The sequence below is a fragment of the Ruegeria sp. CDSB136 genome (genome assembly GCF_059610965.1).
In genome coordinates, this window is the sequence record NZ_JBXWOP010000032.1 from 1 (window position 1) to 26,455 (window position 26,455).

Sequence of the window (26,455 nt, forward strand, 5' to 3'; positions counted from 1 at the left end):
GGCCGGACACATGACTGCTTCTGACAAATGCGCAAATCAGATCAAAAATGTCTTGCTAGGAAGGAGCCATCCACACAAGCCGTTCGCTGCGTTCTGTCTGAGAGACCGCTTGGCGGACTTTCCGGACCTTTGTGCTCGTCAGCAGAACTGGTGCTCCCGGCCCACAGGAGACATTCGATGAGCCGGCTCTTACTGCGGTGCAGCTTTCGCATTGTTGCCATTCGTGCAGAGCTTTGGCTGAAACTGGTGTTTGGGAGGTTTGAAGGTTGGCGGGACCGATGTCTGTCCTGGCATCACGCCGACGCAGAAACGCTTAGTTGCCGGATTTCATGGCGCAGTTATCCTCTTTCTGGCCTTTCATCATTCCCATTTTTGCGCGCATCTTCTCCATGCGATCCATCATTTCCGCTGGTGCGGTCATTTCTTCACCCGTAACAGCACCGTCACCGTCCGCGTCAAGGTGCTGGAACTTATCCACCATCATTTCGCGGATCATTGCGCTGTGAAGAGTTTCGAATTCCGCAATTGAGAGCGCGCCATCACCGTCACTGTCAAATTCCATCAACTTGGCCTGCAACTGAGTCCGCATTTCATTGGCTGTCACGGTGCCGTCGCCATCCGCGTCAAACATTTTCATCATGTCGCCACCCATAGGACCAATATTGCCCATCATGCCACCGCCCATCATTTCGCCATGCATCCGTTTCATCGTTCCCATCATATCAGGGCCGCCATTTTGCATCATTTCAGCCGGACAATTAGATCCGGTTTTACCTTTGTGCCCGTGATGGGATTCTGCGAAAGAGGCACCGCCGATAACTGTGGCGGCAAGGGCCGTCGCTGCGAGAAGAGTTTTATGGTTCATAGCAAGGTGATCCTCACAAAATGGTTGCGTTGGATCACATATGGCACTGCCCAGTTGGCAACGCATTGATGTGGATCAGTCATCGAGCATCAAATCACCTCCAAGTCAGTTGGAGGCCAAGATCTCTCATCGCCTAAATAAGCGGTGCCATGGGCCGTACGCATCGCTTACTGCATTGCAACGTTGGAAACGGATGGGTTCGGAGACGCCTTCCACACCGCAGAAAGAATCTTCAATCCGTCACCATTTGAATGTCGGCTGTCGCCGTTGACCAACTCTTATCGCGCACCTGCGGCGAATTCACACTTTCCGGCCTTTCGAGGCGGAAACCGCGTGACAAACAAATGTCGTGAAAGGGCTCGGTACAGACCTTCGCAAAATTCGACTGAATGTCTCCTTCGCGGGACGGGGACGAAGCCGCTCGCGCGGCATTGGAGCCTGTGGCAGGCGTTTTGCATTGATCTGACCCCTGTGCATTTGGGAATGGGCGCGGCTGTCTGACGATTGGGACCTCTCAATCGAAAGACAGGAGGTTCCCATGGCGGAGGAGAGAACAACGCCGCTGCGCGAGCGGATGATCGAGGACATGCGGATCAAGGGGCTGGGTGACAAGTCTCAGAAGTCGCACATCCGGGCGATCAAGGACTTCGCAGCGTTTCTGGGACGGTCGCCGGACACCGCGACGCCGGACGATCTGCGCGCCTACCAGCTTCACATGACCGACTGCGGTGTCACGCCGCCGACCTACAACGCCCGCATCATTGCGCTGAGGTTCTTCTTCGAGACGACCTGCGGGCGGGGCGAGATGAAGCGGCACATGCAGTTCCGCACCCAGCCGCGCAAGCTCCCCGTGGTGTTCAGCGCCGAGGAAGTAGCGGCACTGCTGCGGGTCGCGCCAGGACCGGGGCTGAAGTACCGGGCGGCGCTGAGCATCTCCTATGGTGCCGGGCTCAGGGCCTCGGAAGTCTGCAATCTCAAGGTCAGCGATATCGACAGCGACCGGATGCTGATTCATGTCGAACAGGGCAAGGGGCGGAAGGACCGGAAGGTCATGCTGTCGCCGGGATTGCTGAACCTGCTGCGCGAGTATTGGCGCGAGGCGCGGCCTGAGGGCTGGTTGTTTCCGGGCAAGCCCAAGATCAACCCCCTCTCGTCGCGCCAACTCCACCGCGCCTTCAGCTCGGCAAAGCACATCGCGGGGATCAAGAAGCCGGGCAGCACGCTGCACACGCTGCGGCATAGCTTCGCGACGCACCTTCTGGAGGCCGGTACGGATGTGCGGGTGATCCAGGTCCTGCTCGGGCATGCCAAACTCGAAACAACGGAGCGCTACACACATGTCGCCACGAAGCTGATCCGTGACACGGCGAGCCCCTACGAGACGCTGGCCAAGCTGCAGGATCGAAGCCGGGAGTAGCGGACCAGGGTGGTGCCCCGCCCGCGGCTTGAGATCGCTGACATCTTTCGCGCCCATCCGAGAAGCTTGAGATCATCCGACTGGTGGAGGGATCGCACCTTCCAACCAGACGCACGCTGGACAAACTGGGCATCCCGAAGACCACCTTCTATCGCTGGTACAACCGGTATCTGGCCGGTGGTCCCGAAGCGCTTGAGGATTGCTGTCCCAGGCCGTCACGGGTCTGGAACCGTATTCCCATGCCAATGCGCGAGAAGATCAAGGATCTGGCTCTGAAGGAAAGTGAGCTTTCCCCGCGTGAGTTGGCTGTTCGCTTCACCGACACAGAAAAGTACTTTGTGTCAGAGGCTTCGGTCTACCGCATCCTCAAGTCCTACGATCTGATCACCAGCCCAGCCTATGTGGTTTTGTCCGCTGCGGATGAGTTCCAGGACAAGACGACACGGCCGAACCAGCTCTGGCAGACCGACTTTACCTATCTGAAGGTGATCGGCTGGGGATGGTTCTATCTCAGCACGATCCTGGACGACTACAGCCGATACATCATCGCCTGGAAGCTGTGTGCGACGATGAAGACCGAGGATGTGACCGACACGCTGGACCTGGCACTACAGGCGTCGGGCTGTGATCAGGCAACCGTGCTGCACAAACCACGCCTGCTCAGCGACAACGGGTCCAGCTACATCTCTGGTGAGCTTTCCGAATGGCTGGAAGATCAGAAAATGGATCATGTCCGAGGCGCGCCATATCACCCACAGACCCAAGGCAAGATCGAGCGCTGGCACCAGACTCTCAAGAACCGCATCTTATTGGAGAACTACTATCTGCCCGGCGACCTTCAGCAGCAGATCGGTGCTTTCGTCGACCACTACAATCACCGGCGCTACCACGAAGGCTTACAAAACCTCACGCCCGCTGATGTCTACTTCGGACGCGGACAGACCATTCTAAAACAACGAGAAAGGATCAAACAGAAGACAATCGAAACCAGGCGCTTGCTTCACCGCAAATCCGCCGCATAATCAGACCAATCGGATGGGCCACATCCTCTCTTAGATCAGAGCGCCATCTGTCCCAAAACCCCTGACAACGGACACTCTGGAGCTCTGCGTCGCGGCAACAGAGGGTTTCACTCAATGTCGCATTCGGTCAACGGGAATTTCGAGGTGCTGCATGGGCTTTTTCTCGGGTTCCAGTAACAACTGCAAAACGGCTTTGGCTAGAAACCGGCCAGCGTCACTGACATCCTCGAACTCGACGACAATATTCTCACGGAACATTTTCAGGACGGGGATTACTTCTTTTGAATACACGTCGATATCCTCGCCGAGCTTGCGCCCCATCTGTTCAATCGCAACGATTGCCGCAATCGCTGTTTTAGATGACGAACTGACGATTGCATCAACTTCCGACGAGTTCTTTAGCCTGTGTTTTATCCAGTGCCGGAGCTGGTCCGAGGACTGATCGCTGTCAACGTTTTGAGCGATGCGGTAACTCAAGCCCAACCTGCTGCAGGCTTCTTCCAGCCCGCGCTTCATATCCTGCGAATAGTTCTGATTTAGCGGTGGCAGGATCGCATGGATGTTTTCCCGACCTCTTGCAGCCAAACGGTTGATCGCCACACGCATGAAAGCGCTGTTGTCATAGTCGTAGTAGGCGTGCCGCTCGCACCATTTTGTCCGTCCATGCGTTGCAAAAGGGAAGTTGTGCTTAAGCAGGTATTCGACGCGCCGGTCTTCGGGTTCGGTCATGTTGAAGATGACGGCATCAGCAGAGCGTGTCTTGACGATATACTCGATGGGCCGCAGCGAATCTTCGTCGGGGAACCAAGGCAGCACGTTGAGATGAAACCTTGTGCCACGCAGTTCCTGCGCAATCGAACTGGTCAATCTTGATGTGTTGTTGATGACGTCGCCCTCGGCGGGAACAACAAGTGAAATAACATTTGTACGTCCGGTTCTTAGACGCACTCCAGCGCGGTTCGGAACGTAGCCGATGGCATCCGCAACGTGGCGAACAAGCTGTTTTGTCTCTTGTCCTATGTCCGGTGCATCGCCCAACGCGCGCGAAACTGTGGCCACCGCTAAGCCACTGATGCGCGAAATGGTTTTCTGCGTCGGTCGCTCTCCCGGCAGAACTTGAGAGACCAACTCTTCAGTACTTAATTTACTGACTTCGGCCACCGTTTTCTTCATCGACCCTCTCCGTTCACCAATAGTTGGCAACTTGCGCAAGATGTGTACTTCCATCGCGACCGGCTTCGGCAGTACTCAGATGGACTTATAGCGAGTCAAAAAAAATGCTTGCAAGGCATTTCTGTAACGATATAGATTTTTACTATAACGTTATAGTAAGGGAGGATGGCATGAAACGGATAAAATATCTGCTCTCGGCAACAGCGCTTGTTGTGGCGACAAGCGCGTCGGCAACTGAATTGGAAGTGATGCACTGGTGGACGTCGGGCGGTGAGGCCGAGGCGGTCAAGGAAATCGCGAACGCGTTCAACGCAACAGGCAACACCTGGGTCGATGCAGCCATCGCGGGCGGCGACAACGCAAGGCCGGTCATGATAAGCCGTATTGTTGGCGGAGATCCGATGGGCGCGTTTCAGTTCAATCATGGCAGGCAGGCTGAAGAGCTGATCGAAGCGGGCCTGCTCCGTGACATCACCGACATTGCCGAAGCAGAAGGCTGGACCGATCTGGTAAACCCACCTTCTCTACTGGCTTCCTGCACTGTTGATGGCCGCATCTACTGCGCGCCTGTCAACATTCACTCCTGGCAGTGGCTCTGGGTCAGCCACAAGGCATACGAAGATGCAGGTGTTCCCATCCCGACAAATTGGACTGAATTCGTAGGCTCGGCCTCCGCGCTCGAAGCCGCGGGCAAGATCCCCATGGCCATGGGTCAGCAGGGCTGGCAGCAGGCCGGTGCGTTCAGTGTTCTGATCGCAAGCCTCTTGCCAAGTGAAGTTTATAACAGCGTATACGGTGACAAGAATACGGATGTTGCTGGTGGTGCCGAAGTCGCCAGCGTCTTCAAAGCTGCTGCCGATGCGCGGTCAATGGCCGCCAACTCAACGGTTCAGAATTGGAACGACGCGACTGCGCTGGTCATCAAAGGCGAAGCCGGTGGCCAGATCATGGGGGACTGGGCGCAGGGTGAAATGGCAGTCGCAAACGTTACCGCTGGCGAGGATTACAGTTGCCTTCCTGGGCTGGGCATGAATCCGCGTCTTTCAACAGGCGGAGATGCGTTCTACTTCCCTGTTCTCTCGGATGAAGCCCAGATCGCCGCGCAAACAGAGCTGGCTAAACTGATGCTCGATCCCGAAACGCAAGTGGCCTTCAACCTCAAGAAGGGGTCGCTCCCTGTGCGCGGTGACGTAAACCTGGACGCGGCCAATGACTGCATGGCGAAAGGCCTCGATTTGCTCAAGGCGGGCGCGCTGTTGCCCGACGTGAACCAGTTGATCACGCCAGACACCAACGATCAGCTGAAAACGCTGTTCACAGAGTTCTTTGCGGATGCGTCGATGACACCCGAAGATGCGCAGAAAGAATTCGTCAAGATCATCGGTCGGGCTGAATAAACACTGACAGTGGATTGCGGGCTCACTTGCCCGCAATCCGACACCAACAGTTGAAGGGAGGGGGAGCAGATGGCTTCGCAACGCCCAAACCAACTGTTCCGCAACCTGAACGCAAAAATAGCCTCGATCCCCATGATCGTTACCGCTCTGTTTGTGTTCGTTGGTGGGACAGCCTGGACAGTGGTTTACAGCTTCACCAGTTCGGGATTGCTGCCGCGGCTGAATTGGGTTGGCCTTGATCAATACGACCGCCTCTGGGGTACGAAAAAGTGGCTGGTTGCGATCGAGAATCTTGCAATTTATGGCTTTTGTATGCTCGCTCTGGTGTTCGTGATCGGGTTCATCCTCGCGGCGCTGATCGATCAGAAAATACGTTTTGAAAACACCATCCGCACCGTCATCCTTTACCCCTATGCCCTGAGTTTTGTCGTCACAGGGTTGGTTTGGCAATGGATACTGAACCCTGAATTCGGCATCGAAGCCATCGTCAGGGGAATGGGGTGGCAAAGCTTCGAATTCGACCCGCTTTACAACCCGGAAATCGCCATATTCGGTGTCCTGATTGCCGGGCTCTGGCAAGGCAGCGGGCTGGTTATGGTCCTCATGCTCGCCGGATTGCGCGGGATAGATCAGGATGTCTGGAAAGCCGCACGCGTGGACGGCATTCCCGCATGGAAGACTTATCTTTTCATCGTCATTCCCATGATGCGCCCGGTGTTTATTACGACATTGGTTCTGACAGTAACCGGCATCGTCAAGCTATATGACTTGATCGTCGCGCAAACCAGCGGCGGCCCCGGTATCGCCACCGAAGTTCCCGCCAAATACGTCTACGACATGATGTTTGGCGCAAGCAACCTTGGTCAGGGCTTCGCTGCCTCGACCATGATGCTGCTCACAGTGGCCCTTGTCGTCATCCCTTGGGCCATCCTCGAGTTCGGAGGAGGGAAGAAACATGGTTGATGTCATGTCTACGACGCTCGAGGGGCCGCAGGGGCCCAAACCCACCAAGATGCTTTCGCGGAGAAACATCTTTCTCTATGGTACCTTGCTCGTCGCTGCACTCTACTACGCGCTGCCCCTCTACATCATGGTCGTCACGTCACTGAAGGGAATGCCGGAAATACGCGTCGGGAACATTTTTGCCCCGCCGCTCGAAGTCACATTCGAGCCCTGGGTCAAGGCTTGGTCCGAAGCCTGTACGGGCTTGAACTGTGAAGGCTTGAAGGTCGGCTTCTGGAATTCAGTCAGAATAACAATCCCTTCAGTCCTAATTTCGATCGTCGTCGCATCGGTGAACGGGTATGCCTTGGCGAACTGGCGTTTCAAAGGTGCAAACGCATTCTTCACCATCCTGATATTTGGCGCCTTCATTCCCTATCAGGTGATGCTCTATCCGATCGTCATCATGTTGCGAGAAGTCGGTCTTTATGGATCACTCACCGGGTTGGTCATTGTCCACACGATTTTTGGCATGCCCATTCTGACCCTGCTGTTCCGCAACTACTTTACCTCGTTGCCGGAAGAGTTGTTCAAAGCCGCTCGCGTCGATGGCGCTGGGTTCTGGCGCATCTACTTCCGCATCATGCTGCCGATGTCTGTGCCCATTTTCACCGTCGCCGTGATACTGCAGGTCACAGGCATCTGGAATGACTTCCTGTTTGGCGTAGTCTACACCGGCCCGGATACTTACCCGATGACAGTACAACTCAATAACATCGTCAATTCCACGCAAGGCGTGAAGGAATACAACGTCAATATGGCCGCGACAATAATTACAGGTCTTGTTCCGCTGACCATCTATTTTGTCTCCGGCAAACTCTTCGTCCGCGGTATCGCGGCCGGCGCTGTCAAAGGGTAAACCCTCATGAGCAACTCAGTTGAAATCAAAAATCTTGATCTGGCGTTCGGTTCGGTCAAAGTGCTGCAAAACCTCAATCTGGAAATTGGCAAAGGCGAGTTTCTAGTGCTTCTCGGCTCGTCCGGTTGCGGAAAATCCACGCTGTTAAACTGTATCGCCGGCCTGCTTGACGTGACCGCAGGTCAGCTCTTTATCAACGACGAGAACGTGACATGGGCGGAGCCTTCCGAGCGCGGTATCGGCATGGTTTTTCAATCCTATGCGCTCTATCCTCAAATGACGGTCGAGGGAAACCTGTCATTTGGTCTGAAAAACGCCAAGCTGCCTAAAGCCGAAATAGCAGCCCGCATCAAACGTGCCGCAGAGATCCTGCAAATCGAATCCTTGCTTAAACGCAAACCGGCCGCTCTGTCGGGAGGCCAGCGTCAACGAGTTGCCATAGGGCGCGCATTGGTGCGGGACGTCGACGTTTTTTTGTTCGATGAGCCGCTGTCGAATCTGGATGCCAAATTGCGCGCGGACCTGCGTGTCGAGATCAAGCGTTTGCACCAGAACCTCGGAAATACGATGATCTACGTAACCCACGACCAAATCGAAGCAATGACGCTTGCGGATCGTATTGCGATTATGCGCGGCGGTCAGATCATGCAACTGGCATCACCGGAAGAAATCTATGGTCGCCCTGTAAACAAATACGTGGCTGACTTCATTGGATCACCGTCAATGAACTTTCTGGAAGGCCACATCAAAGACGGCGCTTTTGAAACGGGCAACCTTTCGATCCCACTATCGGGGTACGAATTCTCCGCTGGCCCGGCGACAGGTCCTGCGACTTTGGGGATCCGTCCCGAACACGTCATCACCGGCGAACTGGTCGGCAAAGCCCCTTTCCAGACAGATGTTTCGGTCAGCCTTATCGAGCCTACAGGATCAGATACACTCGTCGACTGCGAAATTGCCGGTAGCCCGTTCCGCGTCCGTATGGATGGGCAGGCCAAGATCGCGGTGGGCGAAAAACTGCAGCTCGGGCTCGATCTATCAAAGGCCTCGCTCTTCGACACCAAATCCGAACTGCGGCTGTGAGCCAAAAGCGTCCGCCATCATTGAAACAGTCAGACAATCAAAGGATTGAGTTATGCCTGCCATCTCCTATCAGCTTTATTCTTCGCGCAACTGGGACGTGGAGGAAACCTTTGCCATGCTCGCGGATCTGGGGATCAATGAGGTCGAAGGTTTCGGTCCATACTTTGATGATGTTGAAAAGACAAAATCCCTGCTCGACGCCTATGGCCTGACCATGCCGACGGCACATTTTGCCTTGGATTTGGTCGAAACCGACCCTGATCGTGTGATCGACGTTGCAAAAAAAATCGGCATTCAAACAATTGTCATCCCGTTTGTGGCACCCGAAAATCGTCCATCCTCGGCGCAGGGGTGGAAGGAATTTGGCGAGCGTCTTGTTTCTGCTAGCAAACCTGTCTTGAACGCAGGTCTTGGCTTTGCCTGGCATAACCACGACTTCGAAATGGTGCCCGTCGACGGTCAGACACCTCTAGATCTGATTGCCGCGGCCTCAGAGGATATCCAGATCGAACTTGATCTCGCTTGGGTAAAATTCAGCGGCGAGGACCCAGTCCAATGGATTGAAAAATACTCAGGACGGCTGGTCGCAGTACACGTGAAGGACATCGCTCCGGTAGGAGAAAACGCGGACGAAGACGGCTGGGCAGATGTTGGCTATGGCACGATGGACTGGCCTGCGATCAAGCGGGCGATGGATGCTGCTCTCGTGCGACGTTACGTGATCGAGCACGACAATCCCAATGATCACAAGCGGATGGCTCAACGGTCACTCGCAACTGTTCAATCATTCTGAGGAAGAACGCGATGCAGGTATATGGTGTCGGAATAATCGGGTGCGGCAACATCTCGACCGCCTATCTGAATCTTGCGCCTTTGTTCAACTATATTGAAATCCGGGCAGTCGCGGACCTGAACATGGAAACCGCGCAGAACCGGGCTCAAGAGTTCGGCGTCCGCGCGGATACGGTCGAAGGTCTGCTGGCAGCCGACGATATCGACATCATCCTCAATCTCACGATTCCAGCCGCGCATTTCAGTGTCACAACGTCGATCCTCGAAAATGGCAAGCACGCCTATTCGGAAAAACCGTTTGTATTGACCCTTGAGGAAGCTGAAACACTGCGGAAAATGGCGCAAGAACGAAATCTGCGGATCGGATCAGCGCCGGACACTTTCCTGGGCGGTGCCCATCAGGCGGCCCGTGCGGCAATCGACAGCGGCGAGGTGGGCGAGATCATCGGCGGCACATGCCATGTCATGTCGCATGGAATGGAGTCCTGGCACCCGAACCCGGACTTCTTTTTTCAACCAGGCGGCGGCCCAATCCTCGACCTCGGCCCTTACTACATCTCCAATCTTGTGCAGTTGATTGGCCCGGTTAAAGCCGTGACGGCCATGGCTTCGGCAAGCTTTGCTGAACGCGAGATCGGCAATGGACCACGATTGGGTGAAATGGTTCCGGTCGAGATCCCAACAAACGTTCACGCGCTCCTGGAGTTCGAAAACGGCGCTTTGATCACATTTGGGGCAAGTTGGGACGTCTGGGCGCATCGCCACGACAATATGGAGTTATACGGCACCAGCGGCTCTTTGTTCATTCCGGACCCAAATTTTTTTGGTGGCGAGGTGTTGATGTCAAAGGCGCAGGGCGAAATCACACAAGTACCAGACAACAATCATCCATTATCTGTAGCAAATGGTTCGGATGGATCCGGGGTGCACCGTGCCAACTATCGTTGCGCAGGCCTCGCGGAAATGGCTCAGGCTATTCAGGAAAACCGTCCACACCGGTGCAGCCTTGAGATGGCGACCCATGTTGTTGAAGTCATGACCAGCATTTTGGCCTCAGCGCAGGATCGCGGCTGGGCATCCATGACGACGACCTGCGACCAACCATCTTGGCTTGGCCCCGAACAAGCAGTCCAACTAATGCGGTGAAAACCACAATTTGCGCGATAGACGCAAAGTCAGCAGCTTCCCGCGCGCCGACCATCAGGTGCTAGTCCCTACGATTGTGGAAGCTTTCCGCTGAGTGTTGATTTACTTGTTTGGCCCTTTGTCCGTAGTGCGCTTCTCGCGACACTTTGAACGGGCTGCTTCGGGCTCGGAACGGTCATTCGGGTACATTCTGTGAATTTCTGCCTTGCGGATGGGGTGGATGCAGACGCTATCTCATTCCTCGTCGTCCCCACCCGCGATCATGCTTTTTTTGAGCAAACGCAGCTCCAAGGCCTGTTCGGCAACAACTTCCTTTAGATCACGGGCTTCCCGTCTCAGATCCTTCACTTCGGTGGAAGTTGCCGCACGGGCCGTGTCGCCCGCCAGACGTTTCTTGCCGGCTTCCAGGAATTCCTTGGACCAGCTGTAATAAAGGCTCTGCGCGATGCCCTCACGACGGCACAGGTTGGCCCCTGCATCGGAGGCGTCAGGTTCGGATGACACTTACCGTATCAGCGTCGAACTGCCAGGGGTGGCTGAAGAAGACATCGACTTGAGTGTTCATGAAGGTGTTGTAATGCTGAAGGGCGAAAAGCAAACCAAGCGCGAAGAGAAAGGTGAGACATGGTTCTTCTCCGAGAGGCAGTATGGCTCTTTCAGCCGGTCTTTTCGGCTGCCGCCGGACGCGGATGCCGACAGTGTCGATGCACACCTGAAGGATGGAGTGCTGACCATCAATATTCCTAAGGACACACTGGCAAAGTCGGAAGATACCAAGGTGCAGATCCGCAGATCCTAGGGCCAGCCGAATGATCTCGGGGCTGGTTTTGTAGTACTTTAATGGCGATCTTTTATTCATAAGCTGAGGCTACGAAAGCCCCCTGCTCCGCCTCTAGCCAAGTTCTTCTGACAATTTCAGGCCAACGTTTTCAAAATCTTCAACCGCGTTTCTTCTATCGTACAAGAGGTCTTAATATGGTTCCAATCAATCGGACCCAAGTGCTTTTGCAACTGCCTTTCAAGCACTCTCGGAGTCGCATCAGAAGCTGATTGAGGCCGTGTTTGAACGCGTCGTTTGAGTTCTCCCGGCGCCGCGGTTAACCAGATGCCGTCGAAGCGAACACAAGCTTCCCGCGCGACCTGTTCGACTTCCTCCCTTCGGCCTGGGCGATCGTAAACGGCGTCGACCACCACCGCGCTCCCACCGCTCAAAAGTGAGCCGGCTCTCTGCGCCATTGAACCATAAACTCTATCCGAAACCTCAGGCTCATAGGCATGATCCGGTAACTTGGTGTGTGGATCGCACCCGAACATTGCTTTGCGGGTCTTGTCACTTTCTATCACTCTTGCGCCCGGTGCAGATCCGATGGCAGGAGCAATTGCAATCGACATAGTCGACTTGCCGCTACCACTAAACCCGCCGATCGCGACCAAGCGCGGCTTTGAGGCACAAAAGAGAGACATTGCCAGCTCGTAGTAACTGCGGGCTTCTTGCCGCTTGGCGTTTGCGTCTTCGATGTGTGGGTCTTCGGATTGGGTCGCAAGGACATGCGCTCGGACCGCTGCTCGAAGAGCAATAAAAAACGGCAAACAAGGGTAACCGTCTTCTTCCTCTGTAATATCTAGATAGTGATTTACGACGAGGTTCGCGAACTGTCGTAAATCCCTGTGCCAAAGGTCCATAGCTAGGAAGGCGAGATCGTAAAGAACGTCAACAGTCGCCAGTTGGTCATTGAAATCGATACAGTCGAAGAGTCTCGGGCGACCGCCGAAGAGGCAAATGTTTCGAAGATGAAGGTCGCCATGGCACAGTCTAACGCAACCACGCGCGGCGCGTTTGTCGAGGATAGGTGCCCTCTGCTTCAAGTCCGCGTGAAAAGCCCCGTCAATTAGGTCAACTTCAGCCTTGGAAAACACCGAACTTTGCTGAAACCCCGCATGATTAATTTCCAGGACGGCTTCGATATTTTCACGCCCATTGGCTTGGACTTTTTTTGCCAACTGATGAGCTTTGGCGATCGTCTTGGCCAGGACACTCATTGCGTTGGAGGTCAACTCTCCCCGCACAGCCATTTTGTCCAGAATTGCATCTTGATCGAAGCGTACCATCTCAACAACTGCGTCAACAAACTCGCCCTGCCCGTCCAAATTCAACACTGAACCGCTTCGAGTAATGTGCCGTACGCCGAGATAGATTTCAGGCGAAGTGATTTTGTTAAGTTGCAACTCCTTTGCGCATGCCTCTGACCGAATTTCAGAAGTTGAGAAGTCTGCATAAGGCAAATAGACCGCCTTCTTGAGCTTGTATGCTCGATCTCCGGCGAGAAATACGATTGATATATGTGTTTCGATAACGTCGATTTTCTCATTGATGCCGTACGTGGCTGGGTCCGAAAGGAAAGCCACCACTTCGCTTTGGTCTTCAACAATCATCTTTGCCTCCGGCGACCTAGAAAAGTCTTTTTCGGCTACCGATCAGGGTCCAATAAAGGTTAGCCACAAAAGAAGGAGGCGGCAGTTTATTTTCAACAACTTGCCGACGGCGCCAGCCGATTGCCTCTGTCCAAGCTAACAGCGTGCTGGCTATTACCGAACCTTCTGCTTCCGAAATCACTTTGTCATGGACTCTCTCGAAGAGTCTCGGCACCGCAAGCATGACGGTCGGATGCAGAGCCCGCATGTCTTCAGCCAAGTCTTGAATGGAGCGCGCGAAAGCCACCGGGCTGTTCGCAAGCATGGGACAGATATAGCCCAGGGTTCTCTCGAATGCGTGGGCCAAAGGAAGGACGGACAGGAATAAGTCCTTTTCGGAAATTGGATTGATTTCGCCCACAGTCGCCGCGTTCCAGAGGAGCGCTTTGTAAGATAGCATCACACCCTTAGGAGGCCCCGTAGTGCCGGAGGTGTAAATAAGTGTCGCCAAATCATCTGGCGAACCAAATTCACCTCGATCTTCTTTGTAACTTCCGATCTCTATGTCGGGGCAAACCATCGCTCGACCTTTATTCGGCCCTTCCCCACTGACCAGCCAAACTTGTTTCAATACGGTCAAAGACTTACGTTCAGACCCCAAATCTTCCCATCTATCGATACTGTCGGTCACACATAAAACTGCACCGCTGTCGCGCAGAACGTGGCAAATATTGGCAACACTATCCCGCGTGTAGACCGGAACAGCTACCAACCCCTCGCTCATGGCCGCCAGATCAGTGACTATCCAATCGACACAGTTCGGTAGGAAAATCCCGATCCGATCCCCGGCGCGCAAATCAGCTTGCGCGAAGGCTGCACGGCGTTTGACAACCCGTTCATTCACCATGCGCCAAGTCAGTGTCTGCCAGGCACCGTTCACGAATTGAATATAGGCGGGGCTATCGGGCGTATCGTTGACCCTTGCTTCGAACGCTTCGGGAATCGTCTGGCACAGCGCTACATCCGCCCCGCTGGTTGGCGAATTCTCAAACATGTTCCATCTTCTGAGATCGCGTTCAAAACCTCCATGATTCAAATCAATTTCAATCAACGTTGGGCGGGTTAACCTGTCGGAGTGCGTCTTGAGTTGCTCAACAATTCGAGGCTTGGAAAGAAAGGTTCGACTGATGGCAGGAACTGCTTCTTCACCAGCCGCACGAATAAAGTCTTTGACGAAACTCGTGCAAAACTCAGGGCTGTACCCAAACAACCCTATCGTAAACAGCGCGACGACCGAGCCTGTGATATGGGTCGACGGTCGAGATCATCTGCTGTTTTGCTCCAACAACCTTCTTGGCCTTTCGAACCACCCAGATGTCAAAGCAACTGCCCAGAAAGCGTTGGAGCGCTATGGGCTGGGTTCCGGTGGATCACGACAGATGGCAGCGAACATCGATGTTCATAGAGCGCTTGAGCAGCGTATAGCCGAATTCGTTGGCCAAGCAGACGCTATTTGTTTTGCGGCAGGGTACATGGCTAACGTCGGGGTGATCCCAGCGCTTATGAAAGTAGACTTTCTCCAGTCTTTGGCCGAGACCCATCTTGGCCATCCCGGCCAAGACAAGCTTGGAGAAAATGACGCCGTTGGTTGGGAGGTATTTAGTGAAGAACTGAACCACGCAAGCGTCGTAGACGGTGTACGCCTCGCAAAGGCGAAGATCAGCAGGTTCCCACACAAGAATATGAAACACCTCGCTGAGGCAATTGGCGAGTCGAAAATGCCATCCAAATTTATCGTAAGCGACGGTGTGTTTAGCATGGATGGAGACATAGCACCAATCCCGACGATGGCTGATTTGGCTCGCGAGCATAACGCCATGCTGATGATCGATGACGCACACGGGGTCGGCATGCTCGGGGCTAATGGTCGGGGTAGCCTAGAACACCACGGGGTCGCTTCAACCGACGTGGACTTGCAAATGGGTACATTTACAAAGGCTTTTGGAGGCGTTGGTGGATATGTTTCCGGGGATCAGGAAGTAATCGACTTTTTGCGTATTTCTGCACGGACATACATCTTCTCCGCACCATTGCCGCCAGCCATCGCGGCCGGGGTAACCGAAGCTATCGACATTGCTGAACGCGAGCCCTGGAGACGCGAAAAAGCGCTTGAGAATGCATTTTACTTCAGACGTGAAGTGGAATCCCGTGGGTATGAAACTCTTGGCAGCGAAGCACACATTGTCCCAACCTTGATTGGCGACGAACTAAAAGCGGCCGAGGTTACCCGCCTGCTTAGACATCGCGGTATCGTCGCACCACATGCTCGTTACCCCGCTGTTGCGCTCGGCCAGGCTCGCATCAGGTTTGTAATGACCTGTCAACACGAACGCGAGCAGATTGACTTCCTGCTGGGCTGTCTTGCCGAAATGCGTGAGACCCTGAATCTTTAGGAGCGCGTGACGTTGGATCCGCTAGACAACAGAACGGCGCTCATTACAGGAGCATCTTCGGGGATTGGGCGGGCATTTGCGGAAGAATACGCATCCGAAGGCGTCAATTTACTCATCGTCGCACGTCGGAATGATCCCCTACAATTGTTGGCGTCACAACTGCGATCAAAATACGGAATAGACGTCCAAGTTTGGGTTGGAGACCTTGCTATCCCTGAGACGCCTCAAAGTTTGTTCGATTATCTGATTGAGCAAAACATCCAAGTGGACATCCTTGTGAACAATGCCGGGTTCGGCGTTCCTGGAAATCTGTGTGAGGTGGAATGGGACAGGCATCGAGAAACCATCGAAGTCATGGGCGCGGCTCCAGTGCGACTATGCTATCTTATTGCTCCTGCAATGCAGGAAAAAAGATCAGGGCGGATCATAAACGTATCCTCGCTGGCGGCATTTGTTCCACCTCACGCAGGAGGAACACTGTACTACCCTTTGAAATCGTACCTTGCTCAGTTCTCAATCGCATTGCGGGCGGAAATGAAACCAAGCGGCGTGCACGTTACTGCTGTGTGCCCCGGCTTCACACGCACGGGATTTCAGGCCGCAGCAGGTGGAACAGTAGAATCCGTCACGATCCCAAAGTGGATGTGGAGCGAGCCGAATGATGTCGCGGTTACCGCGATACGCGCCGTAGAAAAAAACCAACCAATCTGTATCCCGGGTTTTTTCAATAAGGCTGTGGCATTGTTCTTCAAGATCATACCCGGTTCGCTGGGACGCAAGATAGTTGGCGAGTGACCAATCAGAAGACGTCACCAGCACTCACCATTACAGGACCGTTTCGCAACTTCGCGATCATATCCTCGCCCATTCCGACTACGTCGATCCTCAATTTAGCTGAGCCTGACATGGCATGAGATAAGAGGCCCATTTTTCCGCATTCTTGAATGCGACGTAAAACGCCGCTTCGTTCATCAAGCATTATCAGGCCAATCTTGGCTTGGTAATGATGCAAGCAGGCTTCCAATAGCTTAAAGAACACCGCTTCCTGTCCCTCTTTCACGACCAGATTTCCAAATCTGACGACCCTAAGATCCTGCAAACAGAAAACGCTATTTAGCCCAGGCAAATATGGGAGAATCCTAAGAAAAAATGCCCCTTGGATTCCGGGCATCGAGACGATCGACCACCTCAACAGTTCTGCCTGAGCAAGCGCTATTATCGCGTCTCCTTCTCTTACAGCAAAACACTCATCCGATTTGAATGAAGAGCGGAAGTCGGTCAATTCGTGGTCTTGATAAGCCTGCTCCAACTCGGCCAAAACCTGTTCCGCTTCCTCGGGACGGACCATGCCCACTTTTGGATCCTTGCGCGGAAAAAACCGCGAAAAAAGAGCCAGAGGTATGTTGGCCTCAACCGTATGACCAATCTGATCCGATAGGTGGAGCGAGTATTCAGTCGTTTCTTCGACATAGGCAAATCCAAACCCCGGTGTCCCGACGGTCGAGGTGCAATAATTCCGAACATGCTCAATCAGCTGCCCTGCAAGTCCCTCGTGCTGTCTATCAGGCCTAGTCGAGGCCATTACAAAGTGGAAACCATGGCACCTTTTCCCCGCTAACAATTTCAGACACTTATCCAGAACGAAAACGCAAAGCTCTTGCCCGGCATCAGACAAAACGAAAAAACTTGGGTCGCGCAACCGAGCCAACTTATTTGGGACATCAATAATGCGGTATTTGGTGGATCGGCTCCCCCAGACTGTATGTCCGAGCAATTCAACGGTTGCCTCCGAAGGTTCATCCGATCGCGTGATCAGTCTGAGTAAGCTGGGGTCTTGCCAAATCACCTCAACCGTCATGAGTTTGACCTTCGTTTGACTGGCTCAAAATCGCCTTGCGCATGTCATCGAACAAACTGGCATCTGTCACGATCCTGGGAACCTTATATTGACCGCCCAAGCCACGACGAGATTTCATCCATCTGAGGAACCCTCCCGAGGAAACGAAATTCACCACTGGTGCTGTAAGAGCGAGACCTCTTGCACGTAACTCGGAATAATCTTCATTTCGGCTGCACAAGACTTTGTCGACTTTTGAAGCGAACGTTTCCGCAGCATTCGGATGAGGTTCTCCCTCTACTTCGACGAGATAGAGATGGCGATTGCGCTGATCTTCGCAGACTGTGCCCACGCTATAGTCGACAACGGAGAGTCCTGTGTTCGATGCGGCCACAGCTACTGCCTCCGCGATTTCCGCTTCAATCAGATGTTCACCGAAGACGGACAGCCCGTTTTCCACTCGCCCGACCACCAACAAGCGCGGTGGCGAGAGATCCAAGAAGCGCACAATATCCCCTACAATATACGACCACAGTCCGGCGGCTGTCGAAATTGCCAAGGCGTAATCAACTCCGGTTTCAATATTTCCAACCCAGTACCGTTCGGGATTTTTGGAATGGAGCTGTTCCGCCGGAATAAACTCAAAAAACACATGACCATTCAGGTGCAGGCGCATACCCTCCCCGTCGCCTCGGTCGGCGTAGGCAAATACGCCCTCGCTGGCAGAGTACATCTCTCGTGTTTCTGCGTGGCCTCCCTGCATCAGCGCCACAAACCGCTGCCGGTACGGAGCGAAATTTACGCCACCGTGAACGATAAGCTCCAGGTTTGGATACCAATCGACTAGTTTTACTCCCGAAGTGTCCCGATCTTTTGCGAGTTCGTCCAAAAAGATAAGCAACCAGTTTGGTGACCCCCCCAAAAAACGCACATCTCTCTGCAAAGATAGGGGTGCCAGACGGCGGATCTTTTCCTCCCAATCTGCGATCCCGGCAATATCGGGGGTTGGCAACACTCGACCCTCAAACCAGTTTGGCATTGCACCGGCAGTGATGGCACTGACGGTACCCACATCCACCTCTGGAGTGGCGTGCTGCAAGTCAGTTGGGCCGGTCAAACCAAGTACAGAGCCCCCCAGCACCCTGCTGCCCGGTCGATTAACAAAGTGGTGACACAAAAGATCTAGAAATCCGCGCGCCGCAGAACGCCGCATCTCGGTCGAATATGGAATGTATTTGGAGCGACCCGTTGTTGTCCCCGAGGTCATTGCAAAATGCGGAATTCGCCCCGGCCAAGTTTGGTCGATGAGATCGGGGTATCTTGCCTGCCACCACTCCTGCCAGAACTCGACGTATTGGCGGATAGGCACTCGCTGCTGGTAGTCTCTGAGTTTGGAGATTTGGTCAAAGCCATGGGCTTGTCCGAACTTCGTTTTAGACGCGCGGCGAACAAGCCTAGTCAACAGCGTCGATTGAACAACAGAGGGGTTCTGTCGATTCAAACTCCAAACCCTAGCCTTCGCGTACCGACGAGCCAATGGGCTGAAGTCGATCATGCGACTGGATCGGCTAATTGCTCGTGTCGGTTGAGGTTTGTTCATCGCCTAGGCTGCCCAGTTCACAAGGTTAATTTGCGAAAACGATTACTTCTCCAGTGTTTCACACTTGCCATTGACTGTCGGCTAGACTCTCCGTTGTAAAATTCGCATAGCGCGGCGCCTTGTACAGCAAAATGTCCGTTTTCCACGAATACGTTGGTCTCGGCCTGCGCTACCGCTGACAGATTTCGGCATATTCTATCGAAATCTTTTTGGCCTCCCAACTTGAGAACCGTAGCTGTTCAACTGGCGCGCCACATTGATTTGGCTCAAGCACCGTTGGCCTGACTTTGCTGTCTGCACTGAACCAAAGAAGTTGAACATTTGCTGCGTGGCCAGCGAACACAGTAGTTGATAATCTTGGTATCAGTTCTGCGGAACCGCCGGTATATTGGTCACCGAACTCCGAGTTTGCTGCGGCTGCTCAATTGTACGTTCTGGATCCAGGCAGGCCTGAATTTCAGAGAAGTCCAGAGTTTCATTTTTTTCAAGCGCTGCAATCAACGTCTCGACCTCGGGCTTGTGCTCTTCGAGAGTGGAAATTGCTCTGGCTTCGGCGTCAATGAGCATTTTCATAACTGCCCGGTCTACTTGTGCTGCCGTTGTATCAGCTATGTTCGTCGGCTGCGCGATTGTACGTCCCAGAAATGGGTGGTCGTCGCTTTGCCTCAGGTCGATTGGGCCGAGTTCTTCGGTCATCCCCCACCTTGTCACCATACTTCTGGCGGTTTCGGTAGCCCGTCGGATGTCGTCGTCAGCGCCGGAACTGACCGTTCCCAGGAACAGTTGCTCTGCCGCTCGCCCCGCAAGCAAAGCAACAATCTGATCTCTGAGAAACGTTTCACTAAGGGTATGACGCTCTGCTTCCGGCAATGAGTGTGTCCCCCCAAGCGCGTGACCTCGCGGAATAATCGTCACTTTGTACAAGGGGTCAGCTTCTGGCGTGAAATAGCAAACGGCGGTGTGGCCAGCCTCGTGCACGGCAAGACGGTGCCTTTCTTCGGGTCGTATCGCAAGAGTGCGGACAGTCCCCATCATCACTTTGTCACGCGCTTCATCAAGGTCGTTGCGAGAAATCAGATCAGCTCTTCGCCGCGCTGCTCCGATTGCGGCCTCATTAAGCAAGTTTTTCAGGTCAGCCCCCGAGAACCCCGGCGTTCCTGCCGCGATCCAACCCAGGTCGCCAGTATCTTCAAGCGGCAGTTTTCTTGCATGTATGTCAAGAATAGCCCGCCGGGCATCTTTCTCAGGCAAGTTCAGTGTTACATGGCGGTCGAAACGGCCAGGCCGGAGTAAGGCTGGGTCCAGCACATCTGGCCGATTGGTCGCCGCCAGCACAACAACAGATTCTCGGCCACTAAATCCATCAAGCTCGGCAAGTATCTGGTTCAGTGTCTGCTCCCGTTCATCATGACCACCGCCAAGCCCTGTTCCACGAGTACGTCCGACGCTGTCCAACTCATCGATAAAAATAATAGAGGGAGCGGCCTTACGCGCCTCTTCAAAGAGTTTACGCACCCTTCCTGCGCCAACGCCGACGAAAATCTCAATAAACTCGGAACCAGATGTCGAAAAGAATGGTACGTCGGCCTCGCCGGCAAGGGCTTTGGCCAGAAGCGTTTTGCCCGTCCCCGGGGGGCCAACAAGCAAAACCCCATGTGGGACCTCAGCGCCGACACGGGCAAAACGCTCTGGGTCGCGTAAAAACTCTACTAACTCTATTACTTCGCGCTTAGCCTGATCCTGCCCCGCGACATCTTCGAAGGTTACCTTTCTTCCAGCTTCGTTTGGTTTTGAGAAACGACCGCTTAGTAGACCACCAGAAATACCTCCCGGACCGCCGGCTATCCCGCCCGTCATTCGTCTTTGAAACCAGAAATACAGGGCCAGGATAAATATCCACGGAATAAGATAGACGAAGACCGAGGTTCCAGATGGTTCAATCGCAGTAACATCAACACCGTTATCTTCCAGCAGCGCCAACAAATCCGGGTCGCTCTGGCTTGGCACAACGGCCCGGAAAGCTTGCTCATCATCCCCGTTTGCAGAGGTAGCGCGAACCGTTATGCTGTGATCACTTAATTCTGCTGAACGAACCCGTCCCGCACGAATGATCTCTTTCACGCCGCTATATGAAATCGTCGTAGCGGTCAGTTCGGTAGGCGGCGCAAAGAAACTTGCGACAATTAAAGTTCCCATCGTGGCAACAAGCGCAACATAATAAATCCACTCTGGCCATTTTGGCCCATTGCCGGGATCTTTAGTTGGCTCTTGTGGCATAAGCGAAATCTTTCAAACAGACTGGTACTTGCGTCCGAAGACAGCACAACCTCAGACCCGCTACCAACCACACAGACTATGCATCCTTGATCAAGGCCCAATCAAATAATAGTCAACTTTGCATTATCTTAGCAAAACCAATTGCAGATTTAGCTGAAGTTACATGCGTTTGAACAAACCGCTTTTCACGGCAAACCTCCAGGCTTCAACACCACTCGAACCTCGATCAAAAGGTTGGCAACGGCGGAAATCGCAAGTTTCGAGTTCACTGAGTCTATTGACCTGCATCAATGCATCTTCCTCTGATACCCGTCAGTCTTGGCCTTTCAAAACGGAGGGGAAACCATGATTTCGAATATCTTGGTCGCAACTGACGGCTCTGAAACAGCTGATCGTGCCGTTGAATTCGCTACAGACCTAGCGCTCAGACTGGATGTGCCAATGACTATCGGCCATGTTCTTCAACATGGCGCTCGCATTGAAGAATTGGGCCGCATGACTGAGGTCGAGCACTTGGTTCAGCAAGTCAAAAGCGATGTGAAGCTTCATTTGGGCGACATTCCATCCAATATTGACGCGGTATTTTCGGGCCCCCTGTCACGCGCAGACAGAGAGCGTATCATCACAGTGATTGGCGAGAAAATCGTTGATGGAGCGGCGCGACGCGCGAAGGATGCAGGCGCGAAGAGCGTTTCGACACGGGTAAACAATGGGGATTACGATGAAGGCATCCTAAAAATGGCCAGTGAAATCGGTGCAGACACAATAGTTATAGGCCACCGCGGCTTGGGCCGGGTTCAACGGATCTTTCAAGGCAGCGTTTCGCAAAAAGTCAATCAGCGTGCAGACTGCACGGTGATTACCGTACGCTAAAATAAAGCAAACGGACCGGATACTATTCTGTGGTACCGACGCATTCAGAATTTCTGCAATGCGCAGCGTCAATGTCAGCAACAAAGGAGATCCAGAGGAAAAAAAGTATGCGAGCAATGGTTTTTGGCAATGCCGTCTCAAGACTGGAACTCAGAAATGTTCCGACCCCGAAACCCGCCGCCAACCAGGTGCTTATCAAAGTTCTGGCATGTGGCGTGTGTCGAACCGACTTGCACGTTATTGACGGCGATCTTTCTGAACCAAAGCTCCCGCTTATCCCTGGGCACGAGATCGTTGGCTGCATCGAAAGATTGGGGACCAATGTCGAAGGGTACCAAGAAGGGCAGCGCGTTGGTGTGCCCTGGCTCGGGCGTACGTGTGGGAATTGCTCTTATTGCCTCGAAGGACGGGAAAATCTGTGCGATCACCCCGGGTTTACTGGCTATACGATCAATGGAGGATACGCCGAGTACTGTGTCGCTGATGCCAAGTTTGTTTTCCCATTGTCCGAAAAAGCTGACCCCGTTTCCCTGGCACCTCTTTTATGTGCGGGCTTAATCGGCTACCGAAGTTTAAAACTCGCAGGCAAGGTCCAGACACTGGGCATCTATGGTTTCGGCGCCGCCGCACACATTCTTTGCCAGATTGCGAAACATCAGGGTATTGAAGTTTTCGCCTTTACTCGAGATAGCGATATAGCCGCGCAAAATTTTGCGCGAAACCTTGGTGCAAGTTGGGCAGGAGGCTCTTCGGAGACGTCACCATCACCATTGGATGCCGCTATAGTTTTCGCTCCAGTCGGAGCTTTGGTGCCTGCTTCGTTAAAGTCTGTGCGCAAGGGAGGCCGTGTTATTTGTGGGGGAATCCACATGAGCGATATTCCAAGTTTCCCGTACGCCGATCTTTGGGAAGAGCGATCAATAGCCTCCGTCGCAAACCTTACGCGTCAGGATGGCAGAGAATTTTTTACTCTTGCTGAAGCTGCAAGTGTTCGGACGGAAGTAATTCCTTATCCTCTTGAGAAAGCAAACGACGCGCTTGATCACCTTCGGGAAGGCAAGCTGCAAGGAGCAGCGGTGCTTGTACCTTAGACGTTCTGCCTGCATTTGTGCGATGTGAATAGCCTGAGTTCCGGAACAGGCGAAGCAGTCAGCGAGAACTGCCGTGCAATGCTCATTTCCTGAACCCATTTTCTCCGGATTTCTATCGCAAACATCGTTCCACAACGGTTCTACCGGAAGCGGACAGTTTCACTGCAAAGTTCGATGCCAAGCTCTTGAAGAAAGACCTCGACGTTTCGAAGCGATATCGGGAACCAAACGTACGGCATCACGGTGAGACAAGTGATCTGGGGGATAATATTGAAACCGTTGAAAGGAAATCGCTTATTCAAGCGCTAAACCTTCGAAAGCCCCGTGCCCGCACTTAAACGCATTTTTCAAAATGTCCCTCAACCTTCGGCGGGCCCACCTAAGCCGTCTACCTCCCAGTAGTGAAACTTTAGAACGAAGTAGATATAGGCAGACAAACCAGCCGCAACGAAGCACCAAATTGACGTGAAGGCATGAGAAGCAAAGAAGAACCCCAAAGCAACGGAAACGACAATTAGATACCCGAAACCTCGTAAGCCTTTATCGCTCGATCCCACAAGCGGAACGCAGATCACCAAAGCGTAAAAAACACGTGCAAAGTTCCTTGTAATCTCGGACGGGAACGTTTCAATGTTTTCATATTGAATGGAGTGTTGAGCGAGGCCAATATCTAGATTTGCTGGTGACAACAACACTGGCAAGTAGAGCAACAAGCCAAGGCAAAAACCAATTCCGCAAATCCCTTGGAATATCAACCTGCGACGCCGGTCACATTCAATCAAAGCCGCGGACAGCGGAACCCAAAACGGCCAAAATAAATAGGAAAAGAAGAGAAACGTCAACGCAGCTGCCGAAGAAGGGCTCGCCGACGGGTCGTCAATGGACACCCACAAGAAGCCTTCGGACAATTGCTGAATCCCAAAGAAAAGTGGAAAGCTGGCTAGCGGAAGAAATCGTTCGCCCATTTGCAACGCCAAACGTATCGTAAGACCACTGCAGGCAATGATCGCTGCACCGGCTACAAAACTGGCTTGTGATGAGAAACACATGCTTAAACCACCTCCACCGTTTTACATAGCTGAAGTCGTTGAAGCAAAGAACACTTTTCATTTCGAAGTACTGCGTTGTGCCGCCTAAAGGGCGCATTGTGTGTTGTCTGGCCAACCATTTAGGAACCGGTGCTGCCAGGTAAATTCGGACCAATCAAATCGGACCAACCAGCGGAATGTTGGTTGTTCAGTGTTGACGATCTCAGCGACCGGGTCTGCGAAGAAGTTGGTTAAAAAGTTAAGTGTCTTTTTGTTTTCTTCCGACGTATCAAGGAATGACGATACTCGTATTTTAACCTGCTTGAGTAGTGTTGGTGCATTCGACTATGTGTGCGGTTGGCTGGGCGTCGCTTTTCTGTTGATACCTTTGCAAAGCTCACAAACCCATTCAGCGGTTCCATCAATCGCTCGACCTGAACCCTTTAGGTCGTGGTGGGAAACAATCCGCTGTTCGCGGCAGAAAGGACAAGTTGCAATCGCATGAAAATCGGGAACATGGACGGCTTTTCAGCCTCAACCGCTGGTGCTAGTGGGCGCGAGATTGCCCTCTCAGAACGCAACCAGCCTAAGAGTGTTCCTGAGCGAATTTTTGACCCAACAATATGTATTGGTCGGTCCACGGGAGAGGCTGAGCGCGAGTGAAATCTGCCAATGCTTCAGCGTGCCGGCTCGCCTCTGTGGGGTCGCGTCCGGCTATGGCAACTTCGATCGCAAGGCGTCTGAACCAGAAATGATTGCGGCTCATCGAGCCAAGCTCTAACACATGCTCACCTTCCTGCAATAACTTCAGCTGGACATCGCGATCGCGCTCAAGTCGTGCCATTTCCGCGAGTACCATTGGCCCACAATAACTCATTCCCGCACGTCGGCATGTCGAGAGAACCGTATCTTGCTGGAAAACTACTACCTGCCCGGTGATCTCAGGCAGCAGATCGATGCTTTCGTCGATCACTACAACCACCGGCGCAATCATGAGAGCCTGCAAAACCTCACCCCGGCCGATGTCTACTTCGAGCGCGGCCACACCATTCTGAAACAACGAGAAAGGATCAAACGGAAGACAATCGAAACCCAGCGCTTGCTTCACCGCAAATCCGCCGCATAATCAAACCAAACAGATGCGCCAGATCCTCTCTTAGCTCAGCCGGCCATCTGTCCCAAAATCCCTGACGACGGACAGGAGGAGAATATGCAGGTTTATCGAGGGATTTTACTGGCACTGTTAGTCACGGGGCCTGCACTAGCGCAGGAGGTCCGCCTCAGTGAGGGAAGTGATTTGTACCGGACGTATTGCTGGCAATGTCACGGTTTCGAAGCGACCGGAGACGGGCCAATGGCCGAAATGTTGGCTATTCGAACACCCGACCTTACCAAATTGGCGGGCGAAAACGACGGTGTGTTTCCGATAGTTCGCATAGCTGAACAGATTGATGGTCGTTCACAATTGCTCGCTCATGGGGGCGAAATGCCAATCTTTGGCGCGGTGTTCGAGACAGACCAGCAAATCGCGGTGGCTTTGCCCAATGGGCAATCTATGATGGTTGGCCTGCCGTTGGCGAATTTGCTCGCTTTTCTTGAATCGATCCAGTCTGAATAGGCGCTGACCAATCCGCTAGTCGGTATCCGCCGTGCGTCTGATCGACATGAGAGTCAACGGCGGCCCCAACACCTCGAAGGCCACAGTACTGGCCAGAGTAATGGCCATGATCGACGCGGCCCAATGCGGAAATTGCTCTCCAGCTACAAGGGCCATTCCGACCGCAACACCGGCCTGTGGCAACAAAGCGGGACCGTACCAGCGGGTCTCACGGCGAGGCAGGCCGCCAAGTCTTGCTCCGCAGTAACCTCCGACCAGGCGGGCCACGGCGCGCAAAAACAGAAAAAGTGCACCAGCCCAGCCCATCAAGCCGAAGGCTTCAATGTCCAACGTGGCGCCAGCCAGCAGAAAGAACAGAATCATGAACGGCCACTGAATGTGCTCGATCTCATGAAAAGCACGGTCGTGATGGCGCGCAAGATTTCCGATAACCGCGCCCGCAACCATGCCTGCTACCAAGAATGAAACCTCCAGCCAAAGCGCGAGGCCCGCTGTCAGAAAGACTATGCC

22 protein-coding genes and 3 pseudogenes are annotated in these 26,455 nt (G+C 53.5%); 15 read left to right on the forward strand and 10 right to left on the reverse strand.

The window, feature by feature from the left end:
- Positions 1-313: 313 nt before the first annotated feature.
- The gene (locus tag AC2FIR_RS22785) at positions 314-865 is read right to left on the reverse strand and encodes an EF-hand domain-containing protein (RefSeq protein ID WP_496748004.1); all 552 of its coding nucleotides are present in this window, start codon (positions 863-865) and stop codon (positions 314-316) included.
- Between the two features lie 538 nt (positions 866-1,403).
- Between AC2FIR_RS22785 and AC2FIR_RS22790 the strand changes: the two genes are divergently transcribed.
- Positions 1,404-2,282, forward strand: coding sequence for a tyrosine-type recombinase/integrase (locus tag AC2FIR_RS22790; RefSeq protein WP_480521402.1), 879 nt, complete (start codon positions 1,404-1,406; stop codon positions 2,280-2,282).
- Positions 2,283-2,338: 56 nt separating this feature from the next.
- Positions 2,339-3,304 (forward strand): annotated as a pseudogene (locus tag AC2FIR_RS22795) (IS3 family transposase); the annotation flags it as partial.
- 111 nt (positions 3,305-3,415) lie between these two features.
- Here the strand turns inward: AC2FIR_RS22795 and AC2FIR_RS22800 are convergent.
- On the reverse strand, positions 3,416-4,477 hold the full coding sequence (locus AC2FIR_RS22800; protein WP_496748002.1) for a LacI family transcriptional regulator: 1,062 nt from the start codon (positions 4,475-4,477) through the stop codon (positions 3,416-3,418).
- A gap of 170 nt (positions 4,478-4,647) precedes the next feature.
- Here AC2FIR_RS22800 and AC2FIR_RS22805 point away from each other — a divergent pair, with 170 nt between their 5' ends.
- The 6 genes from AC2FIR_RS22805 (at position 4,648) to AC2FIR_RS22830 (ending at position 10,756) form a co-directional block, all read left to right on the forward strand.
- Positions 4,648-5,874, forward strand: coding sequence for an ABC transporter substrate-binding protein (locus AC2FIR_RS22805; RefSeq protein WP_170387233.1), 1,227 nt, complete (start codon positions 4,648-4,650; stop codon positions 5,872-5,874).
- A 69-nt stretch (positions 5,875-5,943) separates the two neighbouring features.
- Positions 5,944-6,837: a carbohydrate ABC transporter permease gene (locus AC2FIR_RS22810; protein WP_170387234.1), complete on the forward strand. Its 894-nt coding sequence runs from the start codon at positions 5,944-5,946 to the stop codon at positions 6,835-6,837.
- Positions 6,830-7,735, forward strand: coding sequence for a carbohydrate ABC transporter permease (locus tag AC2FIR_RS22815; protein WP_170387236.1), 906 nt, complete (start codon positions 6,830-6,832; stop codon positions 7,733-7,735). The genes AC2FIR_RS22810 and AC2FIR_RS22815 overlap by 8 nt, the downstream gene beginning before the upstream one ends.
- Positions 7,736-7,741: 6 nt before the next feature.
- A complete protein-coding gene (locus AC2FIR_RS22820) occupies positions 7,742-8,818 on the forward strand; it encodes an ABC transporter ATP-binding protein (protein WP_170620711.1) in 1,077 nt (358 codons plus the stop codon).
- Positions 8,819-8,870: 52 nt separating this feature from the next.
- On the forward strand, positions 8,871-9,611 hold the full coding sequence (locus AC2FIR_RS22825; RefSeq protein WP_170387240.1) for a sugar phosphate isomerase/epimerase family protein: 741 nt from the start codon (positions 8,871-8,873) through the stop codon (positions 9,609-9,611).
- Positions 9,612-9,622: 11 nt separating this feature from the next.
- Entirely contained in the window at positions 9,623-10,756 is a 1,134-nt protein-coding gene (locus tag AC2FIR_RS22830) for a Gfo/Idh/MocA family protein (protein WP_496747998.1), read from the forward strand.
- Positions 10,757-10,988: 232 nt separating this feature from the next.
- Here AC2FIR_RS22830 and AC2FIR_RS22835 read toward each other — a convergent pair.
- Positions 10,989-11,236, reverse strand: a pseudogene (locus AC2FIR_RS22835) (IS3 family transposase); the annotation flags it as partial.
- 52 nt (positions 11,237-11,288) lie between these two features.
- On the opposite strand from AC2FIR_RS22835, the gene AC2FIR_RS22840 reads away from it, so the two are divergent.
- Positions 11,289-11,555 (forward strand): Hsp20/alpha crystallin family protein, encoded by a 267-nt coding sequence (locus AC2FIR_RS22840; protein WP_496747996.1) that lies wholly within the window; start codon positions 11,289-11,291, stop codon positions 11,553-11,555.
- 116 nt (positions 11,556-11,671) lie between these two features.
- On the opposite strand, the gene AC2FIR_RS22845 is transcribed toward AC2FIR_RS22840, so the two are convergent.
- Both AC2FIR_RS22845 and AC2FIR_RS22850 read right to left on the reverse strand, forming a co-directional pair.
- A complete protein-coding gene (locus AC2FIR_RS22845; protein ID WP_496747993.1) occupies positions 11,672-13,189 on the reverse strand; it encodes a bifunctional aminoglycoside phosphotransferase/ATP-binding protein in 1,518 nt (505 codons plus the stop codon).
- Between the two features lie 16 nt (positions 13,190-13,205).
- Positions 13,206-14,438 (reverse strand): AMP-binding protein, encoded by a 1,233-nt coding sequence (locus tag AC2FIR_RS22850; protein ID WP_496747991.1) that lies wholly within the window; start codon positions 14,436-14,438, stop codon positions 13,206-13,208.
- Here AC2FIR_RS22850 and AC2FIR_RS22855 point away from each other — a divergent pair.
- Complete coding sequence (locus AC2FIR_RS22855) at positions 14,356-15,621, forward strand: aminotransferase class I/II-fold pyridoxal phosphate-dependent enzyme (RefSeq protein WP_496716959.1); 1,266 nt, start codon at positions 14,356-14,358, stop codon at positions 15,619-15,621. The genes AC2FIR_RS22850 and AC2FIR_RS22855 overlap by 83 nt on opposite strands.
- A gap of 12 nt (positions 15,622-15,633) precedes the next feature.
- On the forward strand, positions 15,634-16,416 hold the full coding sequence (locus AC2FIR_RS22860; RefSeq protein WP_480909344.1) for an SDR family NAD(P)-dependent oxidoreductase: 783 nt from the start codon (positions 15,634-15,636) through the stop codon (positions 16,414-16,416).
- A 4-nt stretch (positions 16,417-16,420) separates the two neighbouring features.
- Here the strand turns inward: AC2FIR_RS22860 and AC2FIR_RS22865 are convergent, their stop codons facing one another.
- The 3 genes from AC2FIR_RS22865 to ftsH all read right to left on the reverse strand — a co-directional run bounded on the left by AC2FIR_RS22865 (position 16,421) and on the right by ftsH (position 21,335).
- Complete coding sequence (locus AC2FIR_RS22865; RefSeq protein ID WP_480909342.1) at positions 16,421-17,479, reverse strand: hypothetical protein; 1,059 nt, start codon at positions 17,477-17,479, stop codon at positions 16,421-16,423.
- Positions 17,469-19,013: a GH3 family acyl-acid amido synthetase gene (locus AC2FIR_RS22870; RefSeq protein ID WP_496763281.1), complete on the reverse strand. Its 1,545-nt coding sequence runs from the start codon at positions 19,011-19,013 to the stop codon at positions 17,469-17,471. The genes AC2FIR_RS22865 and AC2FIR_RS22870 overlap by 11 nt, the downstream gene beginning before the upstream one ends.
- A gap of 408 nt (positions 19,014-19,421) precedes the next feature.
- The gene (ftsH, locus tag AC2FIR_RS22875; RefSeq protein WP_496748126.1) at positions 19,422-21,335 is read right to left on the reverse strand and encodes an ATP-dependent zinc metalloprotease FtsH; all 1,914 of its coding nucleotides are present in this window, start codon (positions 21,333-21,335) and stop codon (positions 19,422-19,424) included.
- Between the two features lie 345 nt (positions 21,336-21,680).
- Here ftsH and AC2FIR_RS22880 point away from each other — a divergent pair, with 345 nt between their 5' ends.
- Both AC2FIR_RS22880 and AC2FIR_RS22885 read left to right on the forward strand, forming a co-directional pair.
- The gene (locus AC2FIR_RS22880) at positions 21,681-22,208 is read left to right on the forward strand and encodes a universal stress protein (protein ID WP_170680650.1); all 528 of its coding nucleotides are present in this window, start codon (positions 21,681-21,683) and stop codon (positions 22,206-22,208) included.
- Positions 22,209-22,315: 107 nt separating this feature from the next.
- Positions 22,316-23,299 (forward strand): zinc-dependent alcohol dehydrogenase family protein, encoded by a 984-nt coding sequence (locus tag AC2FIR_RS22885; protein WP_496716958.1) that lies wholly within the window; start codon positions 22,316-22,318, stop codon positions 23,297-23,299.
- A 359-nt stretch (positions 23,300-23,658) separates the two neighbouring features.
- Here the strand turns inward: AC2FIR_RS22885 and AC2FIR_RS22890 are convergent, their stop codons facing one another.
- Positions 23,659-24,348, reverse strand: coding sequence for a DUF6629 family protein (locus tag AC2FIR_RS22890; RefSeq protein ID WP_496748124.1), 690 nt, complete (start codon positions 24,346-24,348; stop codon positions 23,659-23,661).
- A gap of 877 nt (positions 24,349-25,225) precedes the next feature.
- Between AC2FIR_RS22890 and AC2FIR_RS22895 the strand changes: the two are divergent.
- A pseudogene (locus AC2FIR_RS22895) lies at positions 25,226-25,453 on the forward strand (integrase core domain-containing protein); the annotation flags it as partial.
- Between the two features lie 84 nt (positions 25,454-25,537).
- Positions 25,538-25,945: a c-type cytochrome gene (locus AC2FIR_RS22900; protein WP_170617554.1), complete on the forward strand. Its 408-nt coding sequence runs from the start codon at positions 25,538-25,540 to the stop codon at positions 25,943-25,945.
- A 15-nt stretch (positions 25,946-25,960) separates the two neighbouring features.
- On the opposite strand, the gene AC2FIR_RS22905 is transcribed toward AC2FIR_RS22900, so the two are convergent.
- A partial coding sequence (locus AC2FIR_RS22905; RefSeq protein WP_496763283.1) for a cation:proton antiporter occupies positions 25,961-26,455 on the reverse strand: 495 nt, incomplete at its 5' end.